The organism is Mycolicibacterium thermoresistibile (assembly GCF_900187065.1).
GTDB classification, from domain to species: Bacteria; Actinomycetota; Actinomycetes; order Mycobacteriales; family Mycobacteriaceae; genus Mycobacterium; species Mycobacterium thermoresistibile.
This window is the reverse complement of record NZ_LT906483.1, coordinates 1,294,388-1,320,475: the sequence shown is the minus strand read 5'-3', so window position 1 is coordinate 1,320,475 and position 26,088 is coordinate 1,294,388. Positions and strand designations below refer to the sequence as shown.

At 68.5% G+C, this 26,088-nt stretch carries 26 protein-coding genes; 11 read left to right on the top strand and 15 right to left on the bottom strand.

From position 1 onward, the window contains the following. Positions 1-4 precede the first annotated feature (4 nt). A complete protein-coding gene (locus tag CKW28_RS06135) occupies positions 5-808 on the bottom strand; it encodes a ParA family protein (protein WP_040548610.1) in 804 nt (267 codons plus the stop codon). Positions 809-859: 51 nt separating this feature from the next. Between CKW28_RS06135 and CKW28_RS06130 the strand changes: the two genes are divergently transcribed. Genes CKW28_RS06130 through CKW28_RS06120 form a run of 3 tightly spaced genes read left to right on the top strand, consistent with a single transcriptional unit; the run spans position 860 to position 3,044 of the window. Continuing rightward, positions 860-1,474 carry an acid phosphatase gene (locus CKW28_RS06130; RefSeq protein WP_003927946.1) on the top strand — a complete coding sequence of 205 codons (615 nt, stop codon included), beginning with the start codon at positions 860-862 and terminating at the stop codon, positions 1,472-1,474. Next, complete coding sequence (locus CKW28_RS06125) at positions 1,471-2,568, top strand: isochorismate synthase (RefSeq protein ID WP_003927947.1); 1,098 nt, start codon at positions 1,471-1,473, stop codon at positions 2,566-2,568. Before CKW28_RS06130 ends, CKW28_RS06125 begins: the two co-directional genes overlap by 4 nt. Beyond that, positions 2,565-3,044 carry a GNAT family N-acetyltransferase gene (locus tag CKW28_RS06120; RefSeq protein ID WP_003927948.1) on the top strand — a complete coding sequence of 160 codons (480 nt, stop codon included), beginning with the start codon at positions 2,565-2,567 and terminating at the stop codon, positions 3,042-3,044. The genes CKW28_RS06125 and CKW28_RS06120 overlap by 4 nt, the downstream gene beginning before the upstream one ends. Here the strand turns inward: CKW28_RS06120 and CKW28_RS06115 are convergent. Beyond that, positions 2,999-3,418 (bottom strand): hypothetical protein, encoded by a 420-nt coding sequence (locus CKW28_RS06115; protein ID WP_040548612.1) that lies wholly within the window; start codon positions 3,416-3,418, stop codon positions 2,999-3,001. The genes CKW28_RS06120 and CKW28_RS06115 overlap by 46 nt on opposite strands. Before the next feature lie 64 nt (positions 3,419-3,482). On the opposite strand from CKW28_RS06115, the gene CKW28_RS06110 reads away from it, so the two are divergent. Together CKW28_RS06110 and CKW28_RS06105 are read left to right on the top strand one after the other, a co-directional pair. Next, positions 3,483-4,430, top strand: a complete 948-nt coding sequence (locus CKW28_RS06110; RefSeq protein WP_003927950.1) for a diacylglycerol/lipid kinase family protein — start codon at positions 3,483-3,485, stop codon at positions 4,428-4,430. A 259-nt stretch (positions 4,431-4,689) separates the two neighbouring features. Beyond that, entirely contained in the window at positions 4,690-4,944 is a 255-nt protein-coding gene (locus CKW28_RS06105; protein WP_003927951.1) for a WhiB family transcriptional regulator, read from the top strand. 159 nt (positions 4,945-5,103) lie between these two features. Here the strand turns inward: CKW28_RS06105 and CKW28_RS06100 are convergent, their stop codons facing one another. Further along, positions 5,104-6,588, bottom strand: coding sequence for a two-component system sensor histidine kinase PdtaS (locus tag CKW28_RS06100; RefSeq protein ID WP_003927952.1), 1,485 nt, complete (start codon positions 6,586-6,588; stop codon positions 5,104-5,106). Positions 6,589-6,608: 20 nt separating this feature from the next. Beyond that, positions 6,609-6,824, bottom strand: a complete 216-nt coding sequence (locus CKW28_RS06095; RefSeq protein ID WP_003927953.1) for a biotin/lipoyl-binding carrier protein — start codon at positions 6,822-6,824, stop codon at positions 6,609-6,611. Positions 6,825-7,028: 204 nt separating this feature from the next. Between CKW28_RS06095 and CKW28_RS24480 the strand changes: the two genes are divergently transcribed. Next, positions 7,029-7,103: a 50S ribosomal protein bL37 gene (locus CKW28_RS24480; protein WP_110844500.1), complete on the top strand. Its 75-nt coding sequence runs from the start codon at positions 7,029-7,031 to the stop codon at positions 7,101-7,103. 56 nt (positions 7,104-7,159) lie between these two features. Here the strand turns inward: CKW28_RS24480 and rsrA are convergent, their stop codons facing one another. Together rsrA and CKW28_RS06080 are read right to left on the bottom strand one after the other, a co-directional pair. Further along, positions 7,160-7,477: a mycothiol system anti-sigma-R factor gene (gene rsrA / locus CKW28_RS06085; protein ID WP_003927955.1), complete on the bottom strand. Its 318-nt coding sequence runs from the start codon at positions 7,475-7,477 to the stop codon at positions 7,160-7,162. Further along, positions 7,474-8,112, bottom strand: a complete 639-nt coding sequence (locus CKW28_RS06080) for a sigma-70 family RNA polymerase sigma factor (RefSeq protein WP_003927956.1) — start codon at positions 8,110-8,112, stop codon at positions 7,474-7,476. The genes rsrA and CKW28_RS06080 overlap by 4 nt, the downstream gene beginning before the upstream one ends. A 288-nt stretch (positions 8,113-8,400) precedes the next feature. Here CKW28_RS06080 and CKW28_RS06075 point away from each other — a divergent pair, with 288 nt between their 5' ends. Both CKW28_RS06075 and CKW28_RS06070 read left to right on the top strand, forming a co-directional pair. Then, entirely contained in the window at positions 8,401-9,246 is an 846-nt protein-coding gene (locus tag CKW28_RS06075; protein ID WP_003927957.1) for an SDR family oxidoreductase, read from the top strand. Continuing rightward, positions 9,243-10,013, top strand: coding sequence for a class I SAM-dependent methyltransferase (locus CKW28_RS06070; RefSeq protein ID WP_003927958.1), 771 nt, complete (start codon positions 9,243-9,245; stop codon positions 10,011-10,013). The genes CKW28_RS06075 and CKW28_RS06070 overlap by 4 nt, the downstream gene beginning before the upstream one ends. Here CKW28_RS06070 and CKW28_RS06065 read toward each other — a convergent pair whose 3' ends face one another. Then, positions 10,014-11,558, bottom strand: a complete 1,545-nt coding sequence (locus CKW28_RS06065) for a DUF7782 domain-containing protein (RefSeq protein ID WP_003927959.1) — start codon at positions 11,556-11,558, stop codon at positions 10,014-10,016. A 5-nt stretch (positions 11,559-11,563) separates the two neighbouring features. Continuing rightward, on the bottom strand, positions 11,564-12,364 hold the full coding sequence (locus CKW28_RS06060; RefSeq protein WP_040548685.1) for an SOS response-associated peptidase: 801 nt from the start codon (positions 12,362-12,364) through the stop codon (positions 11,564-11,566). Between the two features lie 135 nt (positions 12,365-12,499). Here CKW28_RS06060 and aroA point away from each other — a divergent pair, with 135 nt between their 5' ends. Together aroA and rsgA are read left to right on the top strand one after the other, a co-directional pair. Then, complete coding sequence (gene aroA, locus CKW28_RS06055) at positions 12,500-13,795, top strand: 3-phosphoshikimate 1-carboxyvinyltransferase (protein WP_040548620.1); 1,296 nt, start codon at positions 12,500-12,502, stop codon at positions 13,793-13,795. Then, positions 13,792-14,784 (top strand): ribosome small subunit-dependent GTPase A, encoded by a 993-nt coding sequence (gene rsgA / locus CKW28_RS06050; RefSeq protein WP_003927962.1) that lies wholly within the window; start codon positions 13,792-13,794, stop codon positions 14,782-14,784. The genes aroA and rsgA overlap by 4 nt, the downstream gene beginning before the upstream one ends. Positions 14,785-14,792: 8 nt before the next feature. Here the strand turns inward: rsgA and CKW28_RS06045 are convergent, their stop codons facing one another. The 5 genes from CKW28_RS06045 to CKW28_RS06025 all read right to left on the bottom strand — a co-directional run bounded on the left by CKW28_RS06045 (position 14,793) and on the right by CKW28_RS06025 (position 21,118). Continuing rightward, on the bottom strand, positions 14,793-16,067 hold the full coding sequence (locus CKW28_RS06045; protein WP_003927963.1) for a fatty acid desaturase family protein: 1,275 nt from the start codon (positions 16,065-16,067) through the stop codon (positions 14,793-14,795). 68 nt (positions 16,068-16,135) lie between these two features. Then, positions 16,136-17,281 (bottom strand): ferredoxin reductase, encoded by a 1,146-nt coding sequence (locus CKW28_RS06040; protein ID WP_003927964.1) that lies wholly within the window; start codon positions 17,279-17,281, stop codon positions 16,136-16,138. A gap of 91 nt (positions 17,282-17,372) precedes the next feature. Next, the gene (locus CKW28_RS06035) at positions 17,373-17,870 is read right to left on the bottom strand and encodes a DUF6912 family protein (protein WP_003927965.1); all 498 of its coding nucleotides are present in this window, start codon (positions 17,868-17,870) and stop codon (positions 17,373-17,375) included. Positions 17,871-17,879: 9 nt separating this feature from the next. Next, positions 17,880-19,637 (bottom strand): BCCT family transporter, encoded by a 1,758-nt coding sequence (locus tag CKW28_RS06030; protein WP_003927966.1) that lies wholly within the window; start codon positions 19,635-19,637, stop codon positions 17,880-17,882. Positions 19,638-19,708: 71 nt separating this feature from the next. Then, complete coding sequence (locus tag CKW28_RS06025) at positions 19,709-21,118, bottom strand: WS/DGAT/MGAT family O-acyltransferase (RefSeq protein ID WP_040548623.1); 1,410 nt, start codon at positions 21,116-21,118, stop codon at positions 19,709-19,711. A gap of 257 nt (positions 21,119-21,375) precedes the next feature. Here CKW28_RS06025 and CKW28_RS06020 point away from each other — a divergent pair, with 257 nt between their 5' ends. Beyond that, entirely contained in the window at positions 21,376-21,924 is a 549-nt protein-coding gene (locus tag CKW28_RS06020; protein ID WP_003927968.1) for an Rv3235 family protein, read from the top strand. Positions 21,925-22,221: 297 nt separating this feature from the next. Here CKW28_RS06020 and secA read toward each other — a convergent pair whose 3' ends face one another. Further along, positions 22,222-25,050 (bottom strand): preprotein translocase subunit SecA, encoded by a 2,829-nt coding sequence (secA, locus tag CKW28_RS06015; protein ID WP_003927969.1) that lies wholly within the window; start codon positions 25,048-25,050, stop codon positions 22,222-22,224. A 210-nt stretch (positions 25,051-25,260) separates the two neighbouring features. Then, positions 25,261-25,938 (bottom strand): ribosome hibernation-promoting factor, HPF/YfiA family, encoded by a 678-nt coding sequence (gene hpf / locus CKW28_RS06010; protein ID WP_003927970.1) that lies wholly within the window; start codon positions 25,936-25,938, stop codon positions 25,261-25,263. Between the last annotated feature and the right edge of the window lie 150 nt (positions 25,939-26,088).

The window sequence follows — 26,088 nt, the reverse complement described above, 5'->3', positions numbered from 1 at the left end:
CCGCTCAGAGCTCCGGGGTGAAGGTGGCCATCTCCTCGCCGGTCTCCCAGTGCTTGAGCAGGGCCTCGGCCAGCTCGCGATAGGCCAGCGCACCCTTGTTCTTGCGGCCGGCCAGCACCGAGGCGCCCGACGCGGAAGCCTCGGCGAACCGCACCGTCCGCGGGATCGGCGGCGCCAGCACCGGCAGGCCGTAGCGGTCGGCGACGTCGAGCAGCACATCACGGCTGTGCGTGGTGCGGGAGTCGTAGAGGGTGGGCAGCGCGCCGAGCAGCGTGAGATCCGGGTTGGTGATCTGCTGGACGTCGTCGATGGTGCGCAGGAACTGCCCCACGCCGCGGTGCGCCAGGGTTTCGCACTGCAACGGCACGATGGCTTCCTGGGCCGCGGTCAGGCCGTTGAGGGTGAGCACGCCCAGTGAGGGCGGGCAGTCGATGATGATCACCTCGAAGTCGTCGCTGACCTTGGCCAACGCGCGTTTGAGCGCGTATTCGCGGCCCGCCCGCATCAGCAGCATCGCCTCGGCGCCGGCCAGGTCGATGTTCGCCGGCAGCAGCGTCATCCCCTCGGCGGTCTCCACCAGCGCGGCGCCCGGTTCGACCTCCCCGAGCAGCACTTCGTGCACCGAGACCGCCAGCTTGTCCGGATCGTGGCCGAGTGAGAAGGTCAGACACCCCTGCGGATCGAGGTCGACCAGCAGCACGCGGATGCCCTTCTCCGCGAACGCCGCGCCCAGCGACGCCACCGTGGTCGTCTTGGCGACCCCGCCCTTCTGGTTGGCGACCGCAAGTACTCGCGTCACAGCACCCATCCTGACACGCCCCCGGCTGTGGTCGCCGGACGTGCGGCAGAATCGGGTGTCGTGGGTGATCAGGAGGGGCGGCAGCACCGGCTGGTGCTGCTCCGGCACGGTGAGACCGAGTGGTCGCGGTCCGGCCGTCATACCGGACGCACCGATCTGGAGTTGACCGAAACCGGCCGCAACCGTGCGAAACTCGCCGCCGAACCGCTGGCCGCCCTGGGACTGGACAACCCATTGGTGGTGAGCAGTCCGATGCGGCGCGCCCGCGACACCGCCGAACTCGCCGGTCTGCGCGTCGCCGAGGTGTCCGAGCTGCTGCACGAATGGGATTACGGCGAGTACGAGGGGCTGACCACCGCCGAGATCCGTCGTTCGGTTCCGGACTGGCTGGTGTGGACGCACGGCTGTCCGGGCGGGGAGAGTGTCGCCGACGTCGGTGCGCGGGCCGACCGGGCGCTGGCGTATGCCACCGAGCAGCTGGCCCACCGCGACGTCGTCTTCGTCGGGCACGGCCACTTCTCCCGGGCCATGATCACCCGCTGGGCGGAACTCCCTGTCTCCCAAGGTATCCGGTTCGCGATGACCCCTGCTGCCATCGCGGTATGCGGATTCGAACACGGCGTCCGGCAGGTCGGCGCTCTCGGCCTGACCGGCTACCAGCACCCCGACCGATGAACACCGAACCCTCTTTCCTGCTCACCGGGCCGGATGCCACCGTCGTCGCGGAGGGCAGTCGGGCCGGCTATCCGCGGCTGACCGACGCCCGCGCCGCCATCACCACCGGTGAGGTGCCGATCCTCGTGGGCGCGTTGCCTTTCGACCTCACCGCGCCGGCGGCGCTGTGGCAGCCGGAGTCGGTGCGGACCACCGCCACCGCCCCGTCCTGGGCCGGCGGGGAGCTGCCGGCGGTGCGGATCGTCCGCACCGAGCCCGCACCCGAGGAACACCGGGCCCGAATCGAGACCGCGCTGCAGCTGCTCACCGACCCCCGGCACGGCCTGCACAAGGTGGTGCTGGCTCGGGCGCTGCACCTGCACGCCGACGCCCCGCTGGACGCCGGTGTCGTCGCCCGGCGCCTGGCCGCCGCCGATGCGACCGCCAACACGTTCTTGGTGGACCTGTCCGCCGCGGGCGGCCGCCACCGCGGAACGGCGCTGGTGGGGGCCAGTCCGGAACTGCTGGTCGACCGCCGCGGCGAGCTGGTTCGGTGCCGTCCGTTCGCGGGTTCGGCGCCCCGGCTCGCCGATCCGGAGGCCGACGCGGCAAGTGGCGCCGCCCTGGCGGCATCGGCCAAGAATCTGCACGAACACCAACTGGTCGTGGACGCGATCCGGCAGGCCCTCGGGCCGTTGTGCGTCGATCTGCAGATCGCACCGGAACCGCAACTGAGCCGCACCGCCGCGGTGTGGCACCTGAGCACGCCCATCACCGCACGATTGCGCGAACCATCTACGACCGCATTGGATCTCGCTCTCGCCATGCATCCCACCCCGGCGGTCGGCGGAACCCCCACCGACGTGGCCGCCGCCACGATCAGCCGTATCGAGGGCGATCGCGGCTTCTACGCCGGCGCGGTGGGGTGGTGCGACGCCCGCGGCGACGGCCGTTGGGTGGTGTCGATCCGGTGCGCCCAGCTGTCCGCGGATCGCCGCAGCGCCGTCGCGCACGCCGGCGGCGGCATCGTGGCCGAATCCGACCCCGACGACGAATTGACCGAGACCACAACGAAGTTCACCACCATGCTGAAGGCCCTGGGGGTGCAGCCGTGACTGTGCAGATCCGTCCCGCCCGCCTCGGCGACGAGGTCGAACTGGCCGCGATGGTCCACGAACTGGCCGAGTTCGAGCACGCCGCGGCGGAGTGCACCGTCACCCCGGCGCAACTGCGCACGGCGCTGTTCGGGGATCCGGTCACCGTGCGCGGGCACCTCGCCGAGGTGGACGGCGAGGTCGCCGCGTGCGCGTTGTGGTTCCACAACTTCTCGACTTGGGACGGAGTGGCCGGCATCCATCTGGAGGATCTCTTCGTGCGGCCGCGTTTCCGCCGCCGCGGCGTGGCACGCGCCCTGTTGGCGACGTTGGCCCGCGAGTGCGTCGCCAACGGCTACACCAGGCTCAGCTGGGCGGTGTTGGACTGGAACCGCGACGCGATCGCGCTCTATGAGTCGGTGCGCGCGAAACCGCTCGACGAGTGGACGACCTACCGGCTGTCCGGCCCCGCGTTGTCCGCGCTGGCCGAATCCTGACTCCACCACTGCACCGTGGACGGGCTGAACAGCAGCACCAGGGCGAAACCGGCGATCAGGGCCACCGGGATGCCGTAGCTCCACTGCCCCGATCCGACCGCCAGGTACCACGCCACCGGGAGCAGCAACAGATTCGCGAACACCGCGATGCCCCGCCCCCACCGGCGCCCGGTCCACAGCGCCCAGCCGGCGGCGAGGACCCCGCCGCCCATGATCGCGAACCAGGCGGCGGTGCCGAACCGGTTCAACCCGTCCACCTCGGCGTCGCGGAATCCGCTGACGATGTAGATCACCGTCATCACGGCGGCGGCCAACCCTTCGAGGATGACGATCACCGCAGCCTGGCGCACGGTGGACGGAGCAGGAGTTGTCACAGCCTCGAGCGTAGAGGGTCGGGCGGGGCGGGTCGGCCGCCCCGCTTCGATAGGCTCACACTCCGTGCGCGCGGTGCTGATCGTCAACCCGAACGCGACGTCGACCACCCCAGCCGGCCGCGACCTCCTCGCGTACGCCCTGGAAAGTCAGACGAAGCTCACCGTCGTCCATACCGCTCACCGGGGTCACGCCATCGAGATCGGCCGCCAGGCCTGCCGGGACGGCGTCGACGTGCTCATCGTCCACGGCGGCGACGGCACGGTGAACGAGGTGGTCAACGGCGTGCTGCAGTTCTGCGGACCGGGCGGCGCCGGACCCGCGATCGGTGTCGTCCCGGGCGGTTCGGCCAATGTGTTCGCCCGCGCCCTGGGAATCAGCCCGGATCCGATCGAGGCGACCAAACAACTCGTCGAACTCCTCGGCGCCCACCGCCGCGGCCAACCGTGGCGGCGGATCGGATTGATGAAGTGCGATGACCGGTGGGCGGTCTTCACCGCGGGCATGGGGGTGGACGGCGATGTGGTCGCCGCGGTGGAGAGGCAGCGCGCCAAGGGGCGCAAGGTGACCGCCGGGCGTTACGTCCGGGTGGCGGTACGCGAGATGCTCAGCAACGTCTTCGCGGACCCAGCGCTCACCCTGCATCTGCCCTATCAGGAACCGATTGAGGGCGTGCACTTCGCATTCGTCTCGAATGCCAGCCCGTGGACCTATGCCAATAGCCGGCCGGTATGGACCAATCCCACGACGACATTCGAGACCGGCCTGGGTGTGTTTGCGATCACAAGTATGAGCGTGTGGGCCAATCTCCGCCTGGTCCGGCAGATGGTTTCCAAGAATCCCCGCATCGAAGCGAGCCATTTGATCCGCGATGACGACCTGCCCTGGCTACGGATCACCGGCTCCAAGCCGGTGTCGTGCCAGATCGACGGTGACTTCGTCGGCAAGCGGGAGGAGATGACGTTCCGATCGGTCCCGGACGCGATCGACGTGGTGAGCCCACCTAACAAATAGCTCTGAGCTGCGAAGATAGAAATCGCCCCGAGAAAGTGGGCACAATCGGTCTCAGCTTAGTACACGCGGGTAAGCCAAGTCCCACCCAGGTGGGTTAGTGAGATTGCCCACGTGTTAACTCAGCACTATTGACATCCGTCGAGCCTGTGAAAGCATCGGTTGGCAACGGTGCAGAAACAATTCGTGTGCACGTGTTAACAGCCGAAGAACAATGACTCACGCGCCCTGCTGCGCGTTTTTCAGTGAGGAGAGTTAATTCATGGATTGGCGCCATAAGGCGGTTTGTCGCGACGAGGATCCGGAGCTGTTCTTCCCGGTGGGAACCAGCGGTCCGGCCCTCGCGCAGGTCGCCGAAGCGAAGCTGGTGTGCAATCGCTGCCCGGTGACCACTGATTGCCTGACCTGGGCGCTGGAGACAGGTCAGGACGCCGGCGTCTGGGGTGGCATGAGCGAAGACGAACGCCGCGCTCTGAAGCGGCGCAACGCGCGGACTCGGGCGCGCAGCACCGTCTGACGATCGTTCGGCAAACGTATGGCCCCGGCACTGCCGGGGCCATACGTTTGTCCCCACCCGTTCGGTCGGGTACGCGGTGCCTCATTGCGCGGCTCGGCCGCGGTGCCTCATTGCGCGGCCCGGCCGCGGTGCCTCATTGCGCGGCCCGGCCGCGGTGCCTCATTGCGCGGCCCGGCCGCGGCGGCCGAGGGGGACCCGCAGAGCGACTTCCGTTCCCCCGCTTGGACTCTCGTTCATGCTGATGGAACCGTCGAGCTCGGCGGTGACCAGTGTGCGCACGATCTGCAGCCCCAGCCGGTCGGACTTCTCCAGACTGAACCCCGCCGGCAGCCCCCGGCCGTCATCGTGCACCACCACATCCAGGAACCGGGCCGAACGTTCCGCCCTGATCGTCACGCAGCCCTGGGTCCTGTCGAACGCGTGCTCGATGGCGTTCTGCGCCAGCTCGGTGATCACCATGATCAACGCGGTGGCCCGATCGGCGTCGAGAACCCCGAGTTCCCCGACCCGCCGGATCCGGATCGGCGTGTCGACCGTCGCGACATCGTTCATGATCGGCAGGATCCGGTCCACCACGGCGTCGAGATTGACCTCTTCGTCCACTGACATCGACAGCGCATCGTGGACCAGAGCGATCGACGACACCCGCCGCACCGACTCCAGCAGGGCTTCCCGGGCCTCGGCGTTGTTCGTGCGCCTGGCCTGCAATCGCAGCAGCGACGCCACCGTCTGCAGGTTGTTCTTCACCCGGTGGTGGATCTCCCGGATCGTGGCGTCCTTGCTCAGCAGCGCGCGGTCCCGCCGCTTGACCTCGGTGACGTCCCGGATCAACACCACCGCACCGACCGGCTCCCCGTGCACCACCAGCGGCAGCGTGCGCAGCAGCACCGCCGCGCTACCGGCGTCGACCTCCATGCGCATGCTGGAACCGCCCGCCAACGAGTCGGTGACGTGGTTGGCCAGCTCCTGGGCCTCGAACGGGTCGGAGATCAACGGCCGGGTGACGTTGACCAGATTGCGGCCCTCCAGTTCGGTGGTCAGCCCCATCCGGTGGTACGCCGACAGCGCGTTCGGACTGGCGTACACCACACCACCGGTGCGGTCCAGGCGGATAAACCCGTCCCCCACCCGCGGGCTGGACCGGGAGACCGGCAGATCCCCGACATTGGGGAACGTGCCCTCGCTGAGCATCAACAGCAGATCCTCGGCACAGTCCAGATACGCGCCCTCCAGCGGGCTGGCCGTGCGGCGAGCCTCCAGCGCCGTCTGGTGGGTCAGCACCGCCACCACACTGTCGCCGTAGCGCACCGGCACCGCCTCCACGTTCAGACCGGGCAGCAGCCGCTGTTCGGCACCGGATTCCCGGCCGATCGCACCCGTCTCGAACGCGGCGCTGACCAGCGGCATCTCGTCGGGCTCGGCGATGGTGCCGACGGCGTCGGTCAACAGCACCGTGTGCGCGGTATTGGGCCGGACCTGCGCCACGCAGACCAACCGTCCATCGTCGCGGCGCACCCACATCAGGTAGTCGGCGAAGGACATGTCCGCGAGCAGCTGCCATTCACCGACGACCGCATGCAGATGGTCGACCGCAGCCCCCGGTAGCACGGTGTGCTCGGCGAGCAGATCACCGAGGGTTGACATCGGCTACCGTCGGATGCCGGTCAATCGATGACGGCGATCAGATCACCGGCCTGGATGACGTCGCCGACCGCCACGTTGACCTTGCTGACCGTGCCGGCGACCTCGGCCAGAACCGGGATCTCCATCTTCATCGACTCCAGCAGCACCAGGGTGTCCCCCTCGCCGATCTGATCGCCTTCCTGAACCACGACCTCGAGCACACTGGCCACGATTTCAGCGCGAACATCCTCGGCCATTTTCACCCCACTCACTTCTGTTGGTTGCCATCGCCGGCCAACCGGCTGCTGTCCCATATCGAACCACAACGCCGGACGTGGGTGCGATCAGCGCCCCTGCTCACACCCCTCGGCCGGGACCCGGCCGGTCAGCAGCACGATGCAGGGCTGTCGGTGGGGCGTGCGACACTGAAGCGCAACGAAAACTCGATGGTGGAGGTAACCATGGCCAAGCGTGGTCGCAAGAAGCGCGCGCGCAAGTACACCAAGGCGAACCACGGCAAGCGCCCCAACGCCTGACCGCTCGGGCCCCTGACCTGTGGGGGCCGAGCATTCGGACTGGCTGCGGTGACGCCTCAGCCGTTGCGGATGATGGTGGTGCGGCTGATCTCGATCTGCAGCCGCTGCCGCAGCCGGTCCGGCGCCTTCTCACCGCTGCACTTCTTGGCGATCAGCCGCTTGACGCGCTCCTCGACGCCGTAGTGGCGAAGGCATGCGGGGCATTCGTCGAGATGCCGTTTGAGCCGGTCCCGGTTCTCCGGTGTGCATTCACCGTCGAGCAGCATCCAAACCTCGGCGACCACCGCCGCGCAGTCGGGATGCTCGGGATCGATCTCCCCGACCGACCGGCTCGACCACTCGCCGTCGTCGCGGCCGCTTCGTTCGTCGCTCACGACGACACCTCCTCAGGGGTACCAGCCTGCTGATCACGGATGATGCCACGCTCCCGGGCCACGTCGGCCAGCAGGGACCGCAATTGGCGGCGACCCCGGTGCAACCGGGACATCACCGTTCCGATCGGCGTGTCCATGATCTCGGCGATTTCCTTGTATGGGAAGCCTTCGACGTCCGCGAGGTACACCGCGATGCGGAAATCCTCGGGGAGTTCCTGCAGCGCAGCCTTGATCTCGGTGTCAGGCAGCGCCTCCAGGGCCTCCACCTCCGCTGACCGCAGCCCGGTGGAGGAATGCTCCGCAGTGCTGGCCAGCTGCCAGTCGGTGAACTCCTCGGTCGGATACACCGCGGGCTGGCGCTGCCTCTTTCGGTAGTTGTTGATGTAGGTGTTGGTCAGAATCCGGTACAGCCACGCCTTGAGGTTCGTCCCCTCCCGGAACGAGCGGAAGCCCTGGTAGGCCTTGACCATGGTCTCCTGAAGGAGATCTTCCGCATCGGCCGGATTGCGCGTCATCCGCAACGCGCCACCGTACAGCTGGTCGAGCAACGGGATGGCGTCTCGCTCGAATCGAGCCGTCAGCTCGGCGTCGCTCTCTTCGGACCTGATTGGCGTGGTGCCCTCGATGTCGGTCATCTGGGCCGATACCGTCCCTTCTGTAGCGTCGCCGACGAAACGGCCCAGGAAGTCTCCTGGGTGCTCGAGGCAAGCGGTGGGCATCCGAAATCCCTTCTGTCGATCCTAGAGGCTGATCGCGACAACCTCTCGTCGCCGCCGACTGCATCGAACAACGACACGGATCGACCCGGTTGTTCCACGGCGCGGGGCGCACCGGATCGGGCTCCCCGAGAAGCCGTCGGCGCAGCGGCCGCCACCCTGCGCAAGGCCGCCCGAACCCGGCCGACTCGGGCCTAAGCTGACCCCATGTCGCTGCGCGGAAAAACCATGTTCATCTCCGGTGGCAGCCGCGGGATCGGCCTCGCGATCGCCAAGCGGGTGGCCGCCGACGGCGCCAACGTCGCGCTGGTGGCCAAGTCCGCCGAACCGCATCCCAAACTGCCCGGCACCATCTACACGGCCGCCAAGGAGATCGAGGAGGCCGGAGGTCAGGCGTTGCCCATCGTCGGCGACATCCGCGACGGCGACGCGGTCGCCGCGGCGGTGGCCAAGACCGTCGAACAGTTCGGCGGCATCGACATCTGCGTCAACAACGCCTCGGCGATCAACCTCGGCTCCATCGAAGAGGTCCCGTTGAAGCGGTTCGACCTGATGAACGGGATCCAGGTGCGTGGCACGTACGCGGTGTCGCAGTCCTGCATCCCGCACATGAAGGGCCGCGACAACCCGCACATCCTGACGCTCTCACCACCGATCCGGCTGGAACCCAAATGGTTGCGGCCGACGCCGTACATGATGGCCAAGTACGGGATGACATTGTGCGCGTTGGGAATCGCAGAGGAACTGCGGGACGCCGGAATCGCCTCGAACACGCTGTGGCCGCGGACCACGGTGGCGACGGCCGCGGTGCAGAACCTGCTCGGCGGCGATGAGGCGATGGCCCGGTCGCGCAAACCGGAGGTGTACGCCGACGCCGCCTATGTGGTGCTGAACAAACCGTCCAGCTACACCGGCAACACCCTGTTGTGTGAGGACGTCCTGCTGGAGTCCGGTGTCACCGACCTGTCGGTGTATGACTGCGTCCCGGGTTCCGAACTCGGGGTGGATCTGTGGGTGGACAGCCCCAATCCACCGGGATACACCGGCCCGTGACGACGAACTGGGCTGCCGGACGCTACGAGGCGGTCGGCGAACGCATCGCGCCCATCGCCGACGAGGTGCTCGACGCGGCCGCGCGACGAACCCCGCTGCGCGGCGCCACACTGGTGGATCTCGCCTGCGGCACCGGCAGTGCGGCGTTGTCGGCGACGGCCCGGGGCGCCGCGGTGACGGGCGTGGACATCACCTCCGAGCTGATCGCGCTGGCCGCCGGCAAACCGGGCGGATCGACGGTGACCTGGGTGACCGCCGACGCGGCGGACACCGGCCTGAAGACGGCCTCGTTCGACGTCGCGGTGTCGAATATGGGCATCATCTTCGTCCCGCCGGACCGTCAGGTCGCCGAACTCGCCCGGCTGCTGAAACCCGGTGGGGTGCTGAGCTTTTCGGCATGGATTCGTACCGACGAGAACCCGTTCTCCGATCCGGTGGCCGAGGTGCTCGGCCCGCCACCGGCCGGGTTCTCCCCGGACCAGTGGGGTGACGCCGAGACGCTCACCGAACGGCTGACCCCGCACTTCGACGCCATCGACCTCATCCGCGGACTGCACCCCTGGGAATTCGATTCGCCGGCCACCGCGCTGCATTTCCTGCGCACCGAGTCACCGGTGCACGTGGAGATTTTCCGCCGGGCCGGGCCCGCCCGGCGGGAGCGTCTGGCCGCGGCATTCCGATCGGCTCTGCGCCCACACGCCGGCCCGGCCGGGACGGTGGGTTTCACCGCCCCCTACGTCATCGTCACCGCCCGCCGGCGCGGGTGATCACTCCGCCTGGTAGAGGATTCCGCGCCCGATGGCCTCCCGCACCACCGGCAGCGCGGCACCGGCCAGCGCATCGGCGTCGACACCGTGGTGGGCGGCGAGCAGGTGGATCAGCACGCCCAGCGGAACCTCGCCCCGGCACCCGGCGAGCAACGCCCGCACCACCTCGTCGACGCCGAGGACGGCCCCGGGCCCGCCCGGGCGACGGACCGCCGCACCGACCACCTGCCAACCGTCGGGCCCGGGCAGCGACTGCTCCTCGAGGAACACCGGCGCGGTGCTGAGCCGGGCCGCCAGCAGCTCGTCGTCGCTGGTGCGGTGCAGATACTCCCGGCGGGCGAAGAACGCCTCCACCTCCGGACCGGTCAGGCCCTGGTCGGGGGCGGTGATCTCGTCGAACACCAACTCCGGCGGACGGTCGTCGCCGCGTCGCGGGGCGCGCAGGATGATCATGCCCATCCCCACGGCGGTGATGCCCTGTTCGTCGAACCAGTCCAGCCACTGCGCCCCGCGACGGGCGGCCTGCCGGGGCGATTCTCCGGCATCCGAGGTCCACAGCGAGATGTAACTGACCGGATCGGCCAGTTCGCGTTGCACCACCCAGGCGTGCAGCCCGGTGCCGGCCAACCACTCCCGCACCCGGTCGCGCCAATCCTGCCCGTCGCGCACGATCCAGTTCGCCATGATCTGCGCCGTGCCACCGGGCTCGAGGTACTCGGGCACCTGCTCGACGAGATGCCGGCTCAGCGCGTCCCCGGAGAACCCGGAGTCCCGGTAGAGGTACCGGCGGACACCGTCGCCGACCACGAACGGCGGATTGGCCACGATCAGATCGAACCGTTCACCGGCCACCGGCTCGAACAGGCTGCCGCAGCGCAGATCCCACGACATGCCGTTGAGCCGTGCGGTCGCCGCGGCCAACGCCAGCGCACGCTCGTTGGTATCGGTGGCCACCACCTCGGCGCAGTGGGCGGACAGGTGCAGCGCCTGGACACCACAGCCCGTGCCCAGATCCAGTGCCCGGCCCACCGGGGTGCGGATCGTCGCACGCGCCAGTGACGCCGACGCGCCGCCGATGCCCAGCACGTGGTCGGGTGCCACCGGGCCGCCGCGCAGCGCGGCGTCCTGATCGGCCACCACCAGGAAATCGCGGACGCCGTCACTGTGCGGGCGGATGTCGAGCAGGCTGCGCCACTCCCCCGCTCCGGTCGGCTCGATGACACCGTTGTCCGCCAGATCCTCCACACCGACGCCGGGCAGGGCCGACTCGACCCGCTCCCGCGGCTCGTCGGTGCCCAGCAGGAACAGCCGGATCAGCACCGCCAGCCGGTGCTGATCCGGCGCGCCGGCCGCCAGGGCACGGTCGGTGGCCCGCAACGCCGGCCACCACAGTCCGCGGTCGAATGCGGCGCCGACCTCCGGGCCGAAGAAGTCGGTGACACCGTCGGTGGTGTATCCGGCGCTGCGCAGATCTGCTCCGATGGCGTCGATCACCGCGGTGGACTGCAGCGGAGCCCTGTTCGACGCGGTTTCGGTCACGGCCATTCCTGTCAGAGCAGTGTCGCCTGCTCGGGTTGGGGGTCGACCGGTTCGATCAGCTCGGGCCCGTTGTTGCGGACATTGTTGACCAGTTTCGACACCTCGCGGATCGCGATGCGGTCGAGATCGCCGTGCCCCCGCAGCAGCCCCTCGTCGATCGGCGCGTCGGGATCGAGCCATCGGTCCCAGTCGTCCTGACTGATCGACAGCGGCATCCGGTCGTGGATCTCGGCCAGCGGACCGACCGCGTCGGTGGTGATGATGGCGCAGCTCAGCAGCGGTGTGGTGGAGCCGGCCGCGCCGTTGGGCCGCCAGGTGCTCCACAACCCGGCCATGAACAGCGGCTCACCGTCGATGCTGTGCAGGTAGAACGGGGTTTTCGCCCCCTTCTCCCCGCGCCACTCGTACCAGCCGTCCATCGGCACCAGGCACCGCCTGCTCTTGGCCGAGTTACGGAACGCCGGGGAGGTGGTCACCCTGTCCGCCCTGGCGTTGATCAACAACGGTCCCTTGGTGTCGGGACGGCCGTCCTCGGCGGTCTTGGCCCACGGCGGGATCAGACCCCAGCGCATCAGCCGCACGCGCCGGGTGGGTTGGTCATCGGGCTCGTGATGGCGGCGCACCACCGTTGCCACATCGGTCGTCGGCGCGACGTTGTAGTTCGGGGCCGCGTAGTTCGGGGCCGCGGAACCCCGGCCCGGGCTTTGCGGGTTCCCGCCCTGCGCGTCGGCGGCGGCCCTGCTCTCGTCGATGGCCTGGATCTTCTGGGCCAGCAGCGCCGGGTCGGTGGTGACCGCGAATCGTCCGCACATGTATCCCATGGTGGCAGAGTGAACGGACAAGGCAGGATAGAGCAGGTGAAGAACGTGGGAGCTGACCAGCACGGCCCAGCCGGGAGCGGCACGGCCCAGGACGCCGCCCAGAACCATGAGGCCTGGCCGGCGCCTGTGGCGACGACACCGGTACACGCGACGGTGACCGTGCCCGGTTCGAAGTCGCTGACCAACCGCGCGCTGATCCTGGCCGCGCTGGCCACCGCCGACGGCACCTCCACCATCAGCGGAGCCCTGCGGAGCCGCGACACCGATCTGATGGTCGGTGCGCTGCGCGCCCTCGGCGTCACAGTGGATTACGGGGATCCCGACAGCGAACTGACCGTCGGCGGCGGTATCGCCCCCGCGCCCGGAGCCCGGGTGGACTGCGGGCTGGCCGGCACCGTGCTGCGATTCGTTCCGCCGGTCGCGGCGCTGGGCACCGGGACGGTCACCTTCGACGGTGACGAACAGGCCCGGGTGCGCCCGATCGCACCGCTGTTGCAGGCGCTTCGCGGGCTGGGCGTGCAGATCGAGGGGGACGGTCTGCCGTTCCGGGTGCACGGACGGGGCGAGGTCATCGGCGGCACGGTGGAGATCGACGCATCGGCGTCCTCCCAGTTCGTCTCCGGGCTGTTGCTGAGCGGCGCCGCGTTCCGGGACGGGCTGACGGTGGTGCACACCGGCGACTCGGTTCCCTCCGCACCGCATGTGGCGATGACGGTGGCGATGTTGCGTCAGGCCGGAGTCGACGTCGACGACAGCCGGCCCAGCCGGTGGCGGGTCGCGCCGGGACCGGTCGCCGCCCGGCACTGGGTGATCGAACCGGATCTGTCCAATGCGGTGCCGTTCCTGTCGGCGGCGGTGGTCAGCGGCGGATCGGTGCGGGTGATGGGCTGGCCGGCATCGAGCATCCAGCCCGCCGACATCGTCGTGAACCTGTTGAAAAAGCTGGATTCGGTTGTGCTGCGTGGTGATTCGTACATCGAGGTACGTGGCGCCGCACAGTACGGCGGCATCGACGCCGATCTGCACGATGTCGGTGAACTGACCCCCGCGATCGCCGCGCTGGCCGCGTTGGCCGTGCCGGGCTCGGTGTCGCGGATCAGCGGGGTGGCGCATCTGCGCGGACATGAGACCGACCGCCTCGCCGCGCTGAGCACCGAGATCAACCGGCTCGGCGGCCAGTGTGAGGAGACCGACGACGGCCTGGTGATCACCGCGCGCCCGATGCACGGGGGCCGGTGGCAGTCCTACGCCGACCACCGGATGGCGATGGCAGGGGCGATCATCGGGTTGCGGGTACCCGGCGTCGAGATCGAGGACATCGGCACCACCGCGAAGACATTGCCGGAGTTTCCCCAGTTGTGGGCCGCCATGCTGGCCGGCCAGGACACTCGTGACGTCGACATGCCCGGGGGAGGCGCTTGAGCTCCTGGGATTACGACGAGTCCGACGTCCGGGTGCGGCCGGCCCGCAGAAGGTCACGCCCGCGGAGCAAGCTGCGCCCCAAACACGAGGACGCCGAACAGGCCATGGTGATCAGCGTCGACCGGGGGCGGTGGGGTTGCGCGCTCGGCGGCGATCCGAACCGACGGGTCGTGGCCATGCGGGCCAAGGAGCTGCGCCGCACCCCCATCGTCGTCGGCGATGAGGTCAGCCTGGTCGGCGATCTGTCCGGACGGCCGAATACGTTGGCCCGCATCGTGCGTCGCGCCAAGCGCCGAACGGTGTTGCGCCGCACCGCCGACGACACCGATCCCACCGAACGCGTGGTGGTCGCCAACGCCGATCAGCTGATGATCGTGGTCGCCCTCGCCGATCCGCCGCCGCGCACCGGTCTGGTGCAGCGGGCGCTGATCGCCGCGTACGCCGGGGGCCTCACCCCGCTGTTGTGCCTGACCAAGACCGACCTCGCTCCGGCGAAACCGTTCGCCGACCAGTTCGCCGATCTGGATCTCACCATCGTCACCGCCGGCCGGGACGACCCACTCGACACTGTCGTCGAGTTGCTCACCGGCAGAGTCACCGTGCTGCTCGGGCACTCCGGGGTGGGCAAGTCGACATTGGTGAACAGGCTCGTGCCCGAAGCCGAGCGGGCGATCGGAGAGGTATCGGACATCGGCAGGGGCCGGCACACCTCCACGCAGTCGGTGGCGCTGCCGCTGTCCGGGTCGGGCTGGGTGATCGACACCCCGGGCATCCGCTCGTTCGGGCTGGCCCATGTCCGGCCCGACGACGTGTTGTTGGCGTTCTCCGACCTCGCCGAGGCGATCACGAACTGCCCACGGGGCTGCGGCCACCTGGGGCCGCCCGCCGATCCGGAGTGCGCACTGGACTCGCTGTCGGGCACCGCCACGCTGCACGCCGCCGGCGCCCGGAAACTCCTTGCGGCGCTGGCGGAATCGCGCGCCTACTGAGCCGCCGGTCAGGCCGCCGCGGCGCGCAGCGCCTTGGCCGCCTGCTTGTCCCGGCGCCAGTTCCGCACCGCGGCGAACGCCGACTTCAGGCCGCGGCGCCGCCCGGTGGCGGGATCCACGCCGGCGAACCCGGGACCGAGTTCGGCGAACATCCGCTCACTGCGCGTCTCGGGTGCGTTGTCCGCGGTGGCCTTCAAGAACCTGTCCGGCAGCGACAACTTGGCCAGGGTGCGCCACGTCTTGGCGTACTGCACCAGGAACGGCCCGGTGGTGTAGGGCAGGTCGTACTTGTCGCACACCTCGCGCACCCGGATGGAGGCCTCGTGCAACCGGTTGCTCGGCAGATCCGGGTAGAGGTGGTGTTCGATCTGGTGGCACAGGTTGCCGCTCATGAACCGCAACAACCAGCCGCCCTCGAAGTTGGCGCTGCCCAGCATCTGGCGCAGATACCACTGCCCCTTGCTCTCGCCGACCATGTCGGTCTTGGTGAATTTCTCTGCGCCGTCGGGGAAATGGCCGCAGAAGATGACGGCGTTGGACCAGACGTTGCGGATCACGTTCGCCATCGCGTTGGCGGTCAGCGTGGAACGGTAGCTGGCTGCCGGTGAGAGCGAACTGAGCGCCGGATAGGCGACGTAGTCCTTGAACACCTGACGGCCGGCCTTGCGGAGGAACTCCCGCACCCGCACCCGGCTCTCGTCCGGGTCGTGACGGCGCTTGAAGATCTTGCCCAGCTCCACATGCTGCAGCCCGACGCCCCACTCGAAGGCGAGCGCGAGAAGCGTGTTGTAGAGCAGGTTTCCGAGATTGAACGGCTTCCACTTCTGATCCCGGGTGACCCGCAGCAGCCCGTAGCCGACATCGTCGTCCATGCCCAGGATGTTGGTGTACTTGTGGTGCATGAAGTTGTGGGTGAACCGCCAGTGCTTGGAGGCGCCCGTCATGTCCCACTCCCAGGTCGACGAGTGGATCTCGGGATCGTTCATCCAATCCCATTGGCCGTGCATGACGTTGTGGCCGATCTCCATGTTCTCGATGATCTTGGCCGCGGCCAACGTCACGGCACCGGCCCACCAGGCCGAACGGCGGGAACTGGCGGCCAGCAGCAGTCGCCCGGCGACCTCGAGGCCGCGCTGGGTGGCGATGGTGCGCCGGATGTAGCGGGCGTCGCGTTCCCCGAGCGAGTCCTCGATGTCACGGCGGATCGCGTCGAGTTCGACCGCGAGAGCATCAATGTCGACCTCCGTGAGATGGGCGTATGCCGGCACGTCGGTGATCGCCATGGTCGGCCTCCTTTCTTCCGCCTACGCTACCGTAACCTACGAGGGCGTAGGTTACCAGCGGGTAATCCTCAGATGTCCAATACACAATCGCCCGCGGCCGCGGACACGCACGTCTGCACGCGGGTTCCCGGATCGTGGACCTCGCCGGTCCGCAGGTCACGGACGTGTCCGTCGACCAGACCGATGACACAGGACTGGCAGATACCCATTCGGCACCCGAACGGCATCTGAACTCCGGCCTGCTCCCCGGCGTCCATCAGGGAGGTCGCCGCATCCACGACTGTTGATTTACCGCTCCGGGCGAATTCAATCGTCCCGCCGCCGCCCGGATTGGCCACCCGGGCCACCGCGAACCGCTCCAGATGCAATCGGTCACCGATGCCGGCACCCAGCCAGACCCGTTCGGCCGCGGTGAGCAGACCTTCCGGCCCGCAGGCCCAGGTCTGACGGGACCGCCAGTCGCCGACCTCGTCGTCGAGTCGGGACAGATCCAGCCGCCCCTCGGTGCGGGTGGTGCGCAACCGGAACCGGTAGCTGGGGTGGCGGCGCTGCAGGTCTGCCAACTCGCCACTGAACATGGCGTCGGATGGCGTCGGAACCGAATGGATGTGGACGATGTCGGTGATCTGATCGCGGCGCTCCAGGGTGCGCAGCATCGACATGATCGGGGTGATACCGGACCCGGCGGTGAGGAACAGCACCTGCGGCGGCGCGGGGTTCGGCATCACGAAATTGCCCTGAGGAGCGGCCAATCGGACGATCGTGCCGGGTTTCACCCCCTCCACCAGGTGGGTGGACAGGAAACCCTCGGGCATCGCCTTGACGGTGATCGTGATCGTGCGGCCGCCACGCCCGGACGTCACCGCCGGCGAGGTCAGCGAATACGACCGCCACCGCCAGCGGCCGTCGACCGGCAGGCCGATGCCGATGTACTGCCCGGGCTGATAGTCGAAGCTGAAGCCCCAACCGGGTTTGATGACCAGCGTGGCCGAATCCTCGGTCTCGCGCCGGACGTCCTCCACGCGGCCGCGCAACTCGCGCGCCGACCACAACGGATTGATCAGGTGCAGATAGTCGTCGGGCAGCAGCGGCGTGGTGATGCGCTCGGCGAACCTACGCAGACGATGCAGCACCGGGCGGTTCTCAACCCCCGCGACCTGCGGCCGGACGGTGTCGACCACCCTCGCCGAGTACTTGATCTCGCTCTTTGCCATGAAGGAACCCCAGCTCACATGGTGTTGACTGCCCCGCCGCAGCAAGGTTAAACCTACGGTACCGTAACCTACGGAACCGTAACAACGGGGCTCAGAGCAGATCGAGCAGGAACGGCAGCTCTTGAGTGGCGTACCAGGCGAGATCGTGGTCCTGGGCGTCGCCGACCAGCAGCTCGGCGTCCTCATCCCCGAGATCGGCGGCGTCGATGACCTCCACCGCCTCCCGCACCGCCGTTTCGGCGTCGGAGTTGTCCACATAGGCGGCGATCACGTCGTCGAGTCGGATCGGCCCGGACAGCCGGACCACGGCATCGTCGAGGTCCGGTCTCGGTGTGGCGCCGTCGATTTCGGCCTCCACCACGGCGCGGCGCATCGGTGCGCCGGAACCCTCCTCTGCGGACAACAGCCGCAACGACGCCAGCGCGGCCTCACGCAACGCCACGTGGGCGAGTTCCTCGTCGTCGCCCTCGGCGTAGGCCTCCCGCAGCGCCGGGGTCACCGCGAATGCGGTGCCGTTGACCGCCGACAACGACCCATCGGCAACGAGCTGCTGCAGCATGGCCACCGTGGCCGGAACGAATATGCGCACGGTGGAAGGTTATCCGGAATCGCCGTCGGTGCCCGTCACGCCCGCTCCCGTGGCGGCGGGGTCCCGTTTGACCGCGATCACGAAGTCGTCACCGTGCTGGGTGACACCGGCGATCACCGCGTCGTCGACGGCCTCGCGGGCATACCGGCGGCGCACCATCATCGGGTCCCGCCGCAGATCCCGCATCAACGCGACCGCCAAGCCGAGCATCACCAGCACGAACGGCACCGACGCCAGGATGACGATAGTCTGCAGACCGGTCAGCGCGTCCTCGCCACCGAGCAGCAGCATCACCGCGGCGACCGCGCCGGTGGCAACGCCCCAGAAGATGACGGTGCGTTTGGTCGGTTCGATGGTGCCGCGCTCGGACAGCGAACCCATCACGATCGAGGCGGAGTCCGCCCCGGTGACGAAGAAGATCGCAACCAGGCCCATCACCAGCACGCTGGCGATCGCCGTCAACGGCAGGTTCTCGAGCAGACCGAACAGCTGACCTTCGATGGTCGTTCCCGGTCCGGTGAGCCCGCCGCTCTCCTGTTCGACCCGGATCGCCGAGCCCCCGAGGACGCAGAACCACACCAGCGACACCACACTGGGCACCACCAGGACTCCGGACACGAACTGCCGGATGGTGCGCCCCCGCGAGATCCGGGCGATGAACATCCCGACGAACGGTGTCCAGGAGATCCACCACGCCCAGTAGAAGATCGTCCAATCCTCCAGCCACGCGTTGACCGCGGCGCCCTCGGCGCCGGTGCGGGCCGACATCATCGCGAGATCGGACAGGTAGCTGCCGATCGAGGTGGGAACGAGGTTGAGCATGAACACCGTCGGCCCGACGACGAAGATGAACGCCGCCAGCGATATCGCGAGCACCATGTTGATGTTGGACAGCCACTGGATGCCGCGCGTCACCCCGGACACCGCCGAGATGACGAACGCACAAGTCAGGATCACGATGATGCCGATCAGAACCGCGTTGCCGGTCCGGCCGAGACCGCCGACGATCTCCAGACCGCTGCGGATCTGCAGGGCGCCCAGGCCCAGCGAGGTGGCGGATCCGAACAGGGTGGCGAAGATCGCCAGGATGTCGATCACCTTGCCCGCCGGACCGTTGGCGTTCTTCCCGATCAGCGGGCTGAACGCCGCGCTGATCAGATGCAACCGGCCCTTGCGGTACACGCCGTAACCGATGGCCAGACCGACGACGGCGTAGATCGCCCACGGGTGCAGTGTCCAGTGGAACAGCGTGGTGGCCATCGCGGTCTGCACCGCCTGCGAGGTACCCCCCGGACCGGCGCCGGGCGGCGGGGTGACGAAATGGGTGAGCGGTTCGCTGACGCCGAAGAACATCAGACCGATCCCCATGCCGGCGGCGAACATCATCGAAATCCAGGAGATGGTGCGGAACTCCGGCTCCTCCTCGTCCCGGCCCAGCGGGATGTTGCCGAAGCGGCTGAGCGCCAGCCACAGCACGAAGACCACGAAGCCGGACGCGCTGAGCACGAACAACCAGCCGATGTTGTCCATCACCCAGCCCAGCGCCGGGTCGGCGGCGCCGGCGAGCGAGTCGGTGTCGACGAAGCCCCACACCAGGAATGCCAGGGCCAGTGCCGCGGTGACCCCGAAGACCACCCGGTCCAGACCCCGCCGGGCGAAGGCCTGGCTCCGCGGCGCGATGTCGAGCGCCGGATGGGGGACTACGTTGCCGGCTGCGGATTTGATTCTGGGTTTCCTCGGCCCGGCGGCCGCGGTGTCGTCGGTCATCGTCATGGCCCGGCCATTGGACCGTGTTGCGCGAACTTAGTCAAAGCGACCACCTTTCCGCTCCGTCGCTGCTATTGGGCTGCTTCCAACAGTTCGTCGAGCGATTCGGAGAGCAACGACGGCAGCACCTCGACATCGCTCATCGCGTCACGATCGGCGTTGACGCCGTAGTACAGCATGCCGTGATATGACGTCACCGCGACAGCCAGAACCTGATTCCGCAACAACGGCGGCACCGAGTAGGACTCCAGCATCTTGGTCCCGGCGATGTACATCTGCTTCTGCGCTCCCGGCACGTTGGTGATCAGCAGATTGAACTGACGGGCCGAGAAGTTCGTCGCCACCCGAACCCCCATGGCGTGCAGGGTCGCGGGCGCGAAACCGGTCAAGGTGACGATGGTTCGGGCGTCGACCAGGCTCGATGCGGTGGGATGGGTTTCGGTGGCATGGGAGATCTGCGACAGCCGCACCACCGGGTTGCGCTCCCCCACCGGCAGATCGATCAGGAACGGGACGACGTCGCTGACCGCCTGACCGGGGGCCGTCGAATCCAGTTCGGCATCGGACTGCACCGACAGCGGCGCCATCGCGCGGACCGTCGCCGTCGACGACACCTGTTCCCCGCGCGACAACAGCCAGTTGCGCAGCGCACCCGCGATCACCGCCAGCACCACGTCGTTGACGTCGCAGTCGTAGCGGGCCCGGACCTTGCGGTAGTCGTCCAGCCGGTGCCGGGCGACGGTGAACCGCCGATTGCGCGACACCCGGGTGTTGAGCGGGCTGCTCGGTGCGGTTCCCCGGGCCACCGTGCGCGCGACGGACAACGCCCGCCGGCCGGCGTCGACCAGTTCCCCGGCGTTGGTGGCCATCCCCAGGACGTTGTCGCGGACCGCGATCATCTGCGCGCCGGGCCGGGTCAGCCAGTCGCCGATCGCCCCGATCAGCAGCTGGGCGGTGCCCGGTTCGCGGCCGGGCATCCAGATGTCCTCGCCGAACTGCGGCGGCTTCTGGGTGCGGTCGGCGATGACGTGGCCGATCTCCGGCGCCGTCATCCCGTTTACCAGGGCCTGGTGGGATTTCGTGTAGAGCGCCAGCCGGTTCTTGGCCAGCCCCTCGATCAGGTACATCTCCCACAGCGGCCGCGTCTTGTCCAGCGGCCGGGATGCCAGCCGAGCGATCAGCTCGTGCAGCTGGGCGTCGCTGCCGGGTGAGGGCAGCGCGGAACGGCGCACGTGGTAGGTGATGTCGAAGTCGGGATCGTCCACCCACACCGGCCGGGCCAGGCCGATCGGCGCTTTCCGCACCTTCTGCCGGTACCGCGGAATCTGCGGCAGCCGCTGCTCCACAGTGGCCAACAGGGTTTCGTAGCTCAGCCCGCCGCGGGGTCTGCGGAGGATCGCCAGTGAACCGACGTACATCGGCGTCGAGGTGTCCTCGAGATGGAAGAAGTCCGCATCCGACGCCGACAACCTCGTCACCATTGCGGCGTCACCCTCCCCTGCGGTGCTGACGTCTTCGCGGTCCGGCCCCTGTGAACCGCCGTCCTCACGTTAATTGCCCCCGGTCGATTTCCTTCGCCTACGTTAATCCTGAGCTCCCGGTCACGCAGGAAAGGTGCACGGCGGGTTCGTCACCCCATGAGATCATGAAATGGTCTGCCACTCTCCAGCAGACGCCGCCCTGTCACGTCGAGCGCTGGAGAGTGTCGTTGCCCGGACCCCAGTCTGTTCCCCGGTCCGTGCCCGGATCGGGCCCGCGTCATCAGAGCGACGCCAACGGTTACCTGTCGCCGGTGGTGGATTACGAACCGCCGCCGATCGAGATCGCCTCCCCCGCCGCTGCCTGCCCGCCGCCGACGTCCCCGCTGCGGCACCGGCACCGGACCCGCGCGGCGTCGCCGACCGGCGGGGTTCATGCGCGAGTTCATGCGCACCCGGCCGCAGAGGCGCCGCCACCCCGTGCCGCGGCGGTTTTCGCCGACGCTGCGCTGCGGCGCATCCTGGAGGTCATCGACCGGCGCCGGCCCATCGGCCAGCTGCGGTCGATGCTGTCGATCCCGCTGCTGGACACCGTCGCCGCGTTGGCCGCCGGGCGCCCCGACCACCGCGGAGCCGCCGTGCTGCGCCGGGTGCGGCTGCGTACCGCGGCGATGGCCGACGGGCAACCCGTGGCCGCGGAGGTGTTCGGCACCTACACCCGCGGCGAACGCGTGCGGGCGATCGCCGCGCGCGTCGAACGGGTCAGCGGCACCGACCGATGGGAGCTGGTGGCACTGCAGATGGGGTAGCTGCTCGACGGGGTGGCCCGGCGGTGTTCCGCATTTCGAGGTGGCTTGCGCGTGCGCTGGCCGCGGCGAGTGTGCACTGCGGGTGCCGACGGTGCACTGGGGGCGCCGAGCGTGCAGAGGCGGCGCCCAGCGTGCACAGGCGGCGCGAATCCGGGCCGAATCCCGCCGTCAGCTCACTTCGAGATCACCGGCCGCACACTCGACGCAGTGCATGCACAGTCAACCGCGGGGCCTGATCGCGCGGTTCAACCGCGGGGCCTGATCACGCGGTTCAACCGCGGGGCCTGATCACGCGGTTCAACCGCGGTTGCGGGCCTTCGCCGCTTTGGCCTCGCGGCGCGCCGCCTCCCGGCGCTCCCGCCGGGTGCCGCCGCGGGCCGCCGCATGCCGGCCGCCGTTGCCCCGCTGCACCTCGACCGAACCGTCCTCCGCCGGACCGGAGTAGGTCAGCGGCGGCGCCTCGTTGTCGATGCCGCGGGCCCGCAGCGCCGGCGCAGGAGCCGGCCGGTCCTGGGTCGTGACACCTCCCTGGGCGGCCTGCTGCTGGGCCTGGGCCGCGGCGGCTGCCGCGAACTCGGCCAGCCCGGACGGCGCCGACACCGGCGCCACCTGCGGGGCGACCGGCTCCACGGCGACGTTGAACAGGAAGCCCACGCACTCTTCCTTCAGCCCCTCGAGCATGGCGACGAACATGTCGTAGCCCTCCCGCTGGTACTCCACCAGCGGATCGCGCTGGGCCATCGCCCGCAGTCCGATGCCCTCCTTGAGGTAGTCCATCTCGTAGAGGTGTTCGCGCCACTTGCGGTCGATGACGTTGAGCAGCACGTTGCGCTCCAGTTGCCGCATGGCGCCTTCGCCGGCCAGCTCGTCGATCTCGGCCTCGCGTTTGGCGTAGGCGCGTTCGGCGTCCTCCAGCAGCACCTGCAGCAGCTCGTCGCGGGTCAGGTCGCCGGGCTCGCCGACCGCATCGGAGTCGATCAGGTCGTGATGGTCGATGCTGATCGGATACAGCTGCCGCAACGCGGTCCACAGCTGTTCGAGATCCCAGTCCTCGGCGTACCCCTCGGCGGTCGCGCCGTCGACGTAGGCGGTGATCACGTCGCGGACCATGTCGAGCGCCTGCTCGCGGAGGTTCTCGCCCTCGAGGATGCGGCGGCGCTCGGCGTAGATCACCTTGCGCTGCTGGTTCATCACCTCGTCGTACTTGAGGACGTTCTTGCGGACCTCGAAGTTCTGCTGCTCGACCTGGGTCTGTGCGCTCTTGATGGCACGGGTGACCATCTTCGCCTCGATCGGCACATCGTCCGGCAGGTTCAGCCGGGTCAGCAGCGCCTCCAGCGTCGCGCCGTTGAACCGCCGCATCAGCTCGTCGCCCAGCGACAGGTAGAAGCGGGACTCACCCGGGTCACCCTGCCGGCCGGAGCGGCCGCGCAACTGGTTGTCGATACGCCGGGACTCGTGCCGTTCGGTGCCCAGCACGTAGAGACCACCGGCCTCGATGACCTCCTGGGCCTCCCGCGCGCATTCGGCCTTGACCTTCGGCAACAGCTCGTGCCAGGCCGCCTCGTACTCCTCCGGGGTCTCGACCGGGTCCAGCCCCTGCTCACGCAGCCGCTTGTCGGTGAGGAAGTCCGGGTTGCCGCCGAGCACGATGTCGGTGCCGCGGCCGGCCATGTTGGTGGCGACGGTGACCGCGCCGCGCCGCCCGGCCTCGGCGATGATCGCCGCCTCCTGCTCGTGGTACTTCGCGTTCAGCACGTTGTGCGGGATGCGCCGCTTGGTCAGCAGCCGCGACAGATACTCCGAACGCTCCACGCTGGTGGTGCCGACCAGCACCGGCTGGCCCTTCTGGTACCGCTCGGCGATGTCGTCGGCGACCGCGAGGAACTTGGCCTCCTCGGTCTTGTAGATGAGGTCCGCCCGGTCCTCGCGGATCATCGGCTTGTTGGTCGGGATGGGCACCACCCCGAGCTTGTAGATCTCGTGCAGCTCGGCCGCCTCGGTCTCGGCGGTACCGGTCATCCCGGCGAGCTTGTCGTAGAGCCGGAAGTAGTTCTGCAGAGTGATCGTGGCCAGGGTCTGGTTCTCGGCCTTGATCTCCACACCCTCTTTGGCCTCGATGGCCTGGTGCATGCCCTCGTTGTAGCGGCGGCCCACCAGCACGCGGCCGGTGAACTCGTCGACGATGAGGACCTCACCGTTGCGGACGATGTAGTCCTTGTCCCGGTGGAACAGCTCCTTGGCCTTCAACGCGTTGTTCAGGTAGCTGACCAGCGGTGAGTTGGCGGCCTCGTAGAGGTTGTCGATGCCCAGCTGATCCTCGACGAACTCCACCCCCAGTTCGTGCACCCCGACCGTGCGTTTGCGCAGGTCGACCTCGTAGTGCACATCCTTCTGCATCAGCGGGGCGATCCGGGCGAACTCGACGTACCAGTTCGTGGCCCCGCTGTCGGCCGGCCCCGAGATGATCAGCGGGGTCCGCGCCTCGTCGATGAGGATCGAGTCGACCTCGTCGACGATGGCGTAGTGGTGGCCCCGCTGGACCAGATCCGCCAGCGAGTGCGCCATGTTGTCACGCAGGTAGTCGAAGCCGAACTCGTTGTTGGTGCCGTAGGTGATGTCGGCGTTGTAGGCGGCGCGCCGCTGGTCGGGCGTCATGCCCGACAGGATGACGCCGACCTCCAGGCCCAGGAAGCGGTGCACCCGGCCCATCCACTCGCTGTCGCGTTTGGCCAGGTAGTCGTTGACCGTGACGATGTGCACACCCTTGCCGGTCAACGCGTTGAGGTAGGCCGGCAACACCGCGGTGAGGGTCTTGCCCTCACCGGTCTTCATCTCGGCGACGTTGCCGAAGTGCAACGCCGCACCGCCCATGACCTGGACGTCGAAGTGTCGCTGACTGAGCACCCGCCACGCCGCCTCACGGGCCACCGCGAACGCCTCGGGGAGCAGGTCGTCGAGGTCCTCACCCGCGGCGACCCGCTTCTTGAACTCGTCGGTCTTGGCCCGCAGTTCCGCATCGGACAGCTTCTCGACGTCATCGGACAGGGTGTTGACATAGTCAGCGACCTTGCGCAGGCGCTTGACCATGCGGCCTTCACCGAGACGGAGCAACTTCGACAGCACGCTAATTTTCCCCTGTGGGTTCGATGGGTCTCGTCAGCTGTTTGACGACGTCCATCGTAGGTGACTCGTCGAATAAGCAGGTCGAAGCTACTTGACGAACAACGCACCGATTCCGCCCGGCTCCGGCCGCAGCGGTGTGACCAGCGTCGGACCGGGCCCGCCCGCTGGTCGGACCCGGTCCGCGCCGTGTCGAGAATCCAGCCCGGCCGGTCAGGCCAGCCGGATCAGCCCGTAGTCGAACGCGTGCCGCCGGTACACCACCGAGGGCTTGTCGGTTTCCTTGTCGTGGAACAGGAAGAAGTCGTGGCCCACCAGTTCCATCTCGTAGAGCGCGTCGTCGACGGACATCGGGACGGCCGGATGCTCCTTGACCCGGACGATGCGGCCCGGTCCCTCGTCCTCCGTGGCGGCGCCGTCGGAAGACTGTGAATTCGGTGACGTGATGTCGGGCAGCGGCATGTTCGCCGTCGCCTCGGCCACCGAGAGCGGGGTCTTGTCTCCGTAATGGATCTTGCGCCGATCGGCGGCGCGGCGCAGCCGCTCCTCGAGCTTGTCCACCGCCGCCTCCATCGCGGCGTAGAAGCTGTCCGCACAGGCCTCGGCGCGTACCACCGGCCCGCGTCCGCGCGCGGTCAACTCGACGCGCTGACAGTTCTTGCGCTGCCGCCGGTTCCTCTCATGGTCGAGTTCGACGTCGAACAGGAAGATCGTTCGGTCGAACCGTTCCAGCCGCGACAGCTTCTCGGAGACGTAGACCCGGAAATGATCGGGAATCTCGACGTTGCGGCCCTTGAAGACGATCTCGGCCCTGGGTTCGCCCCGTCCGGCCTCCGGACGATCGTCCTCGATCACCATGGTGCGCTTTGAGTTAGTGGAACGGCTTGTCATGCTTGGCAACTCGCTCTCTCCGGAGTCGCACGCGCGCTGCGTGCCGGGCTATTCGAGTTGCGTCGATGGGCCCAACATTCGCTCCGCCCATCGGCGCAAGGTGTCGACTACTCACCTCCTACCGTTGTGCGGCGAAGTGGCTCCTCATGA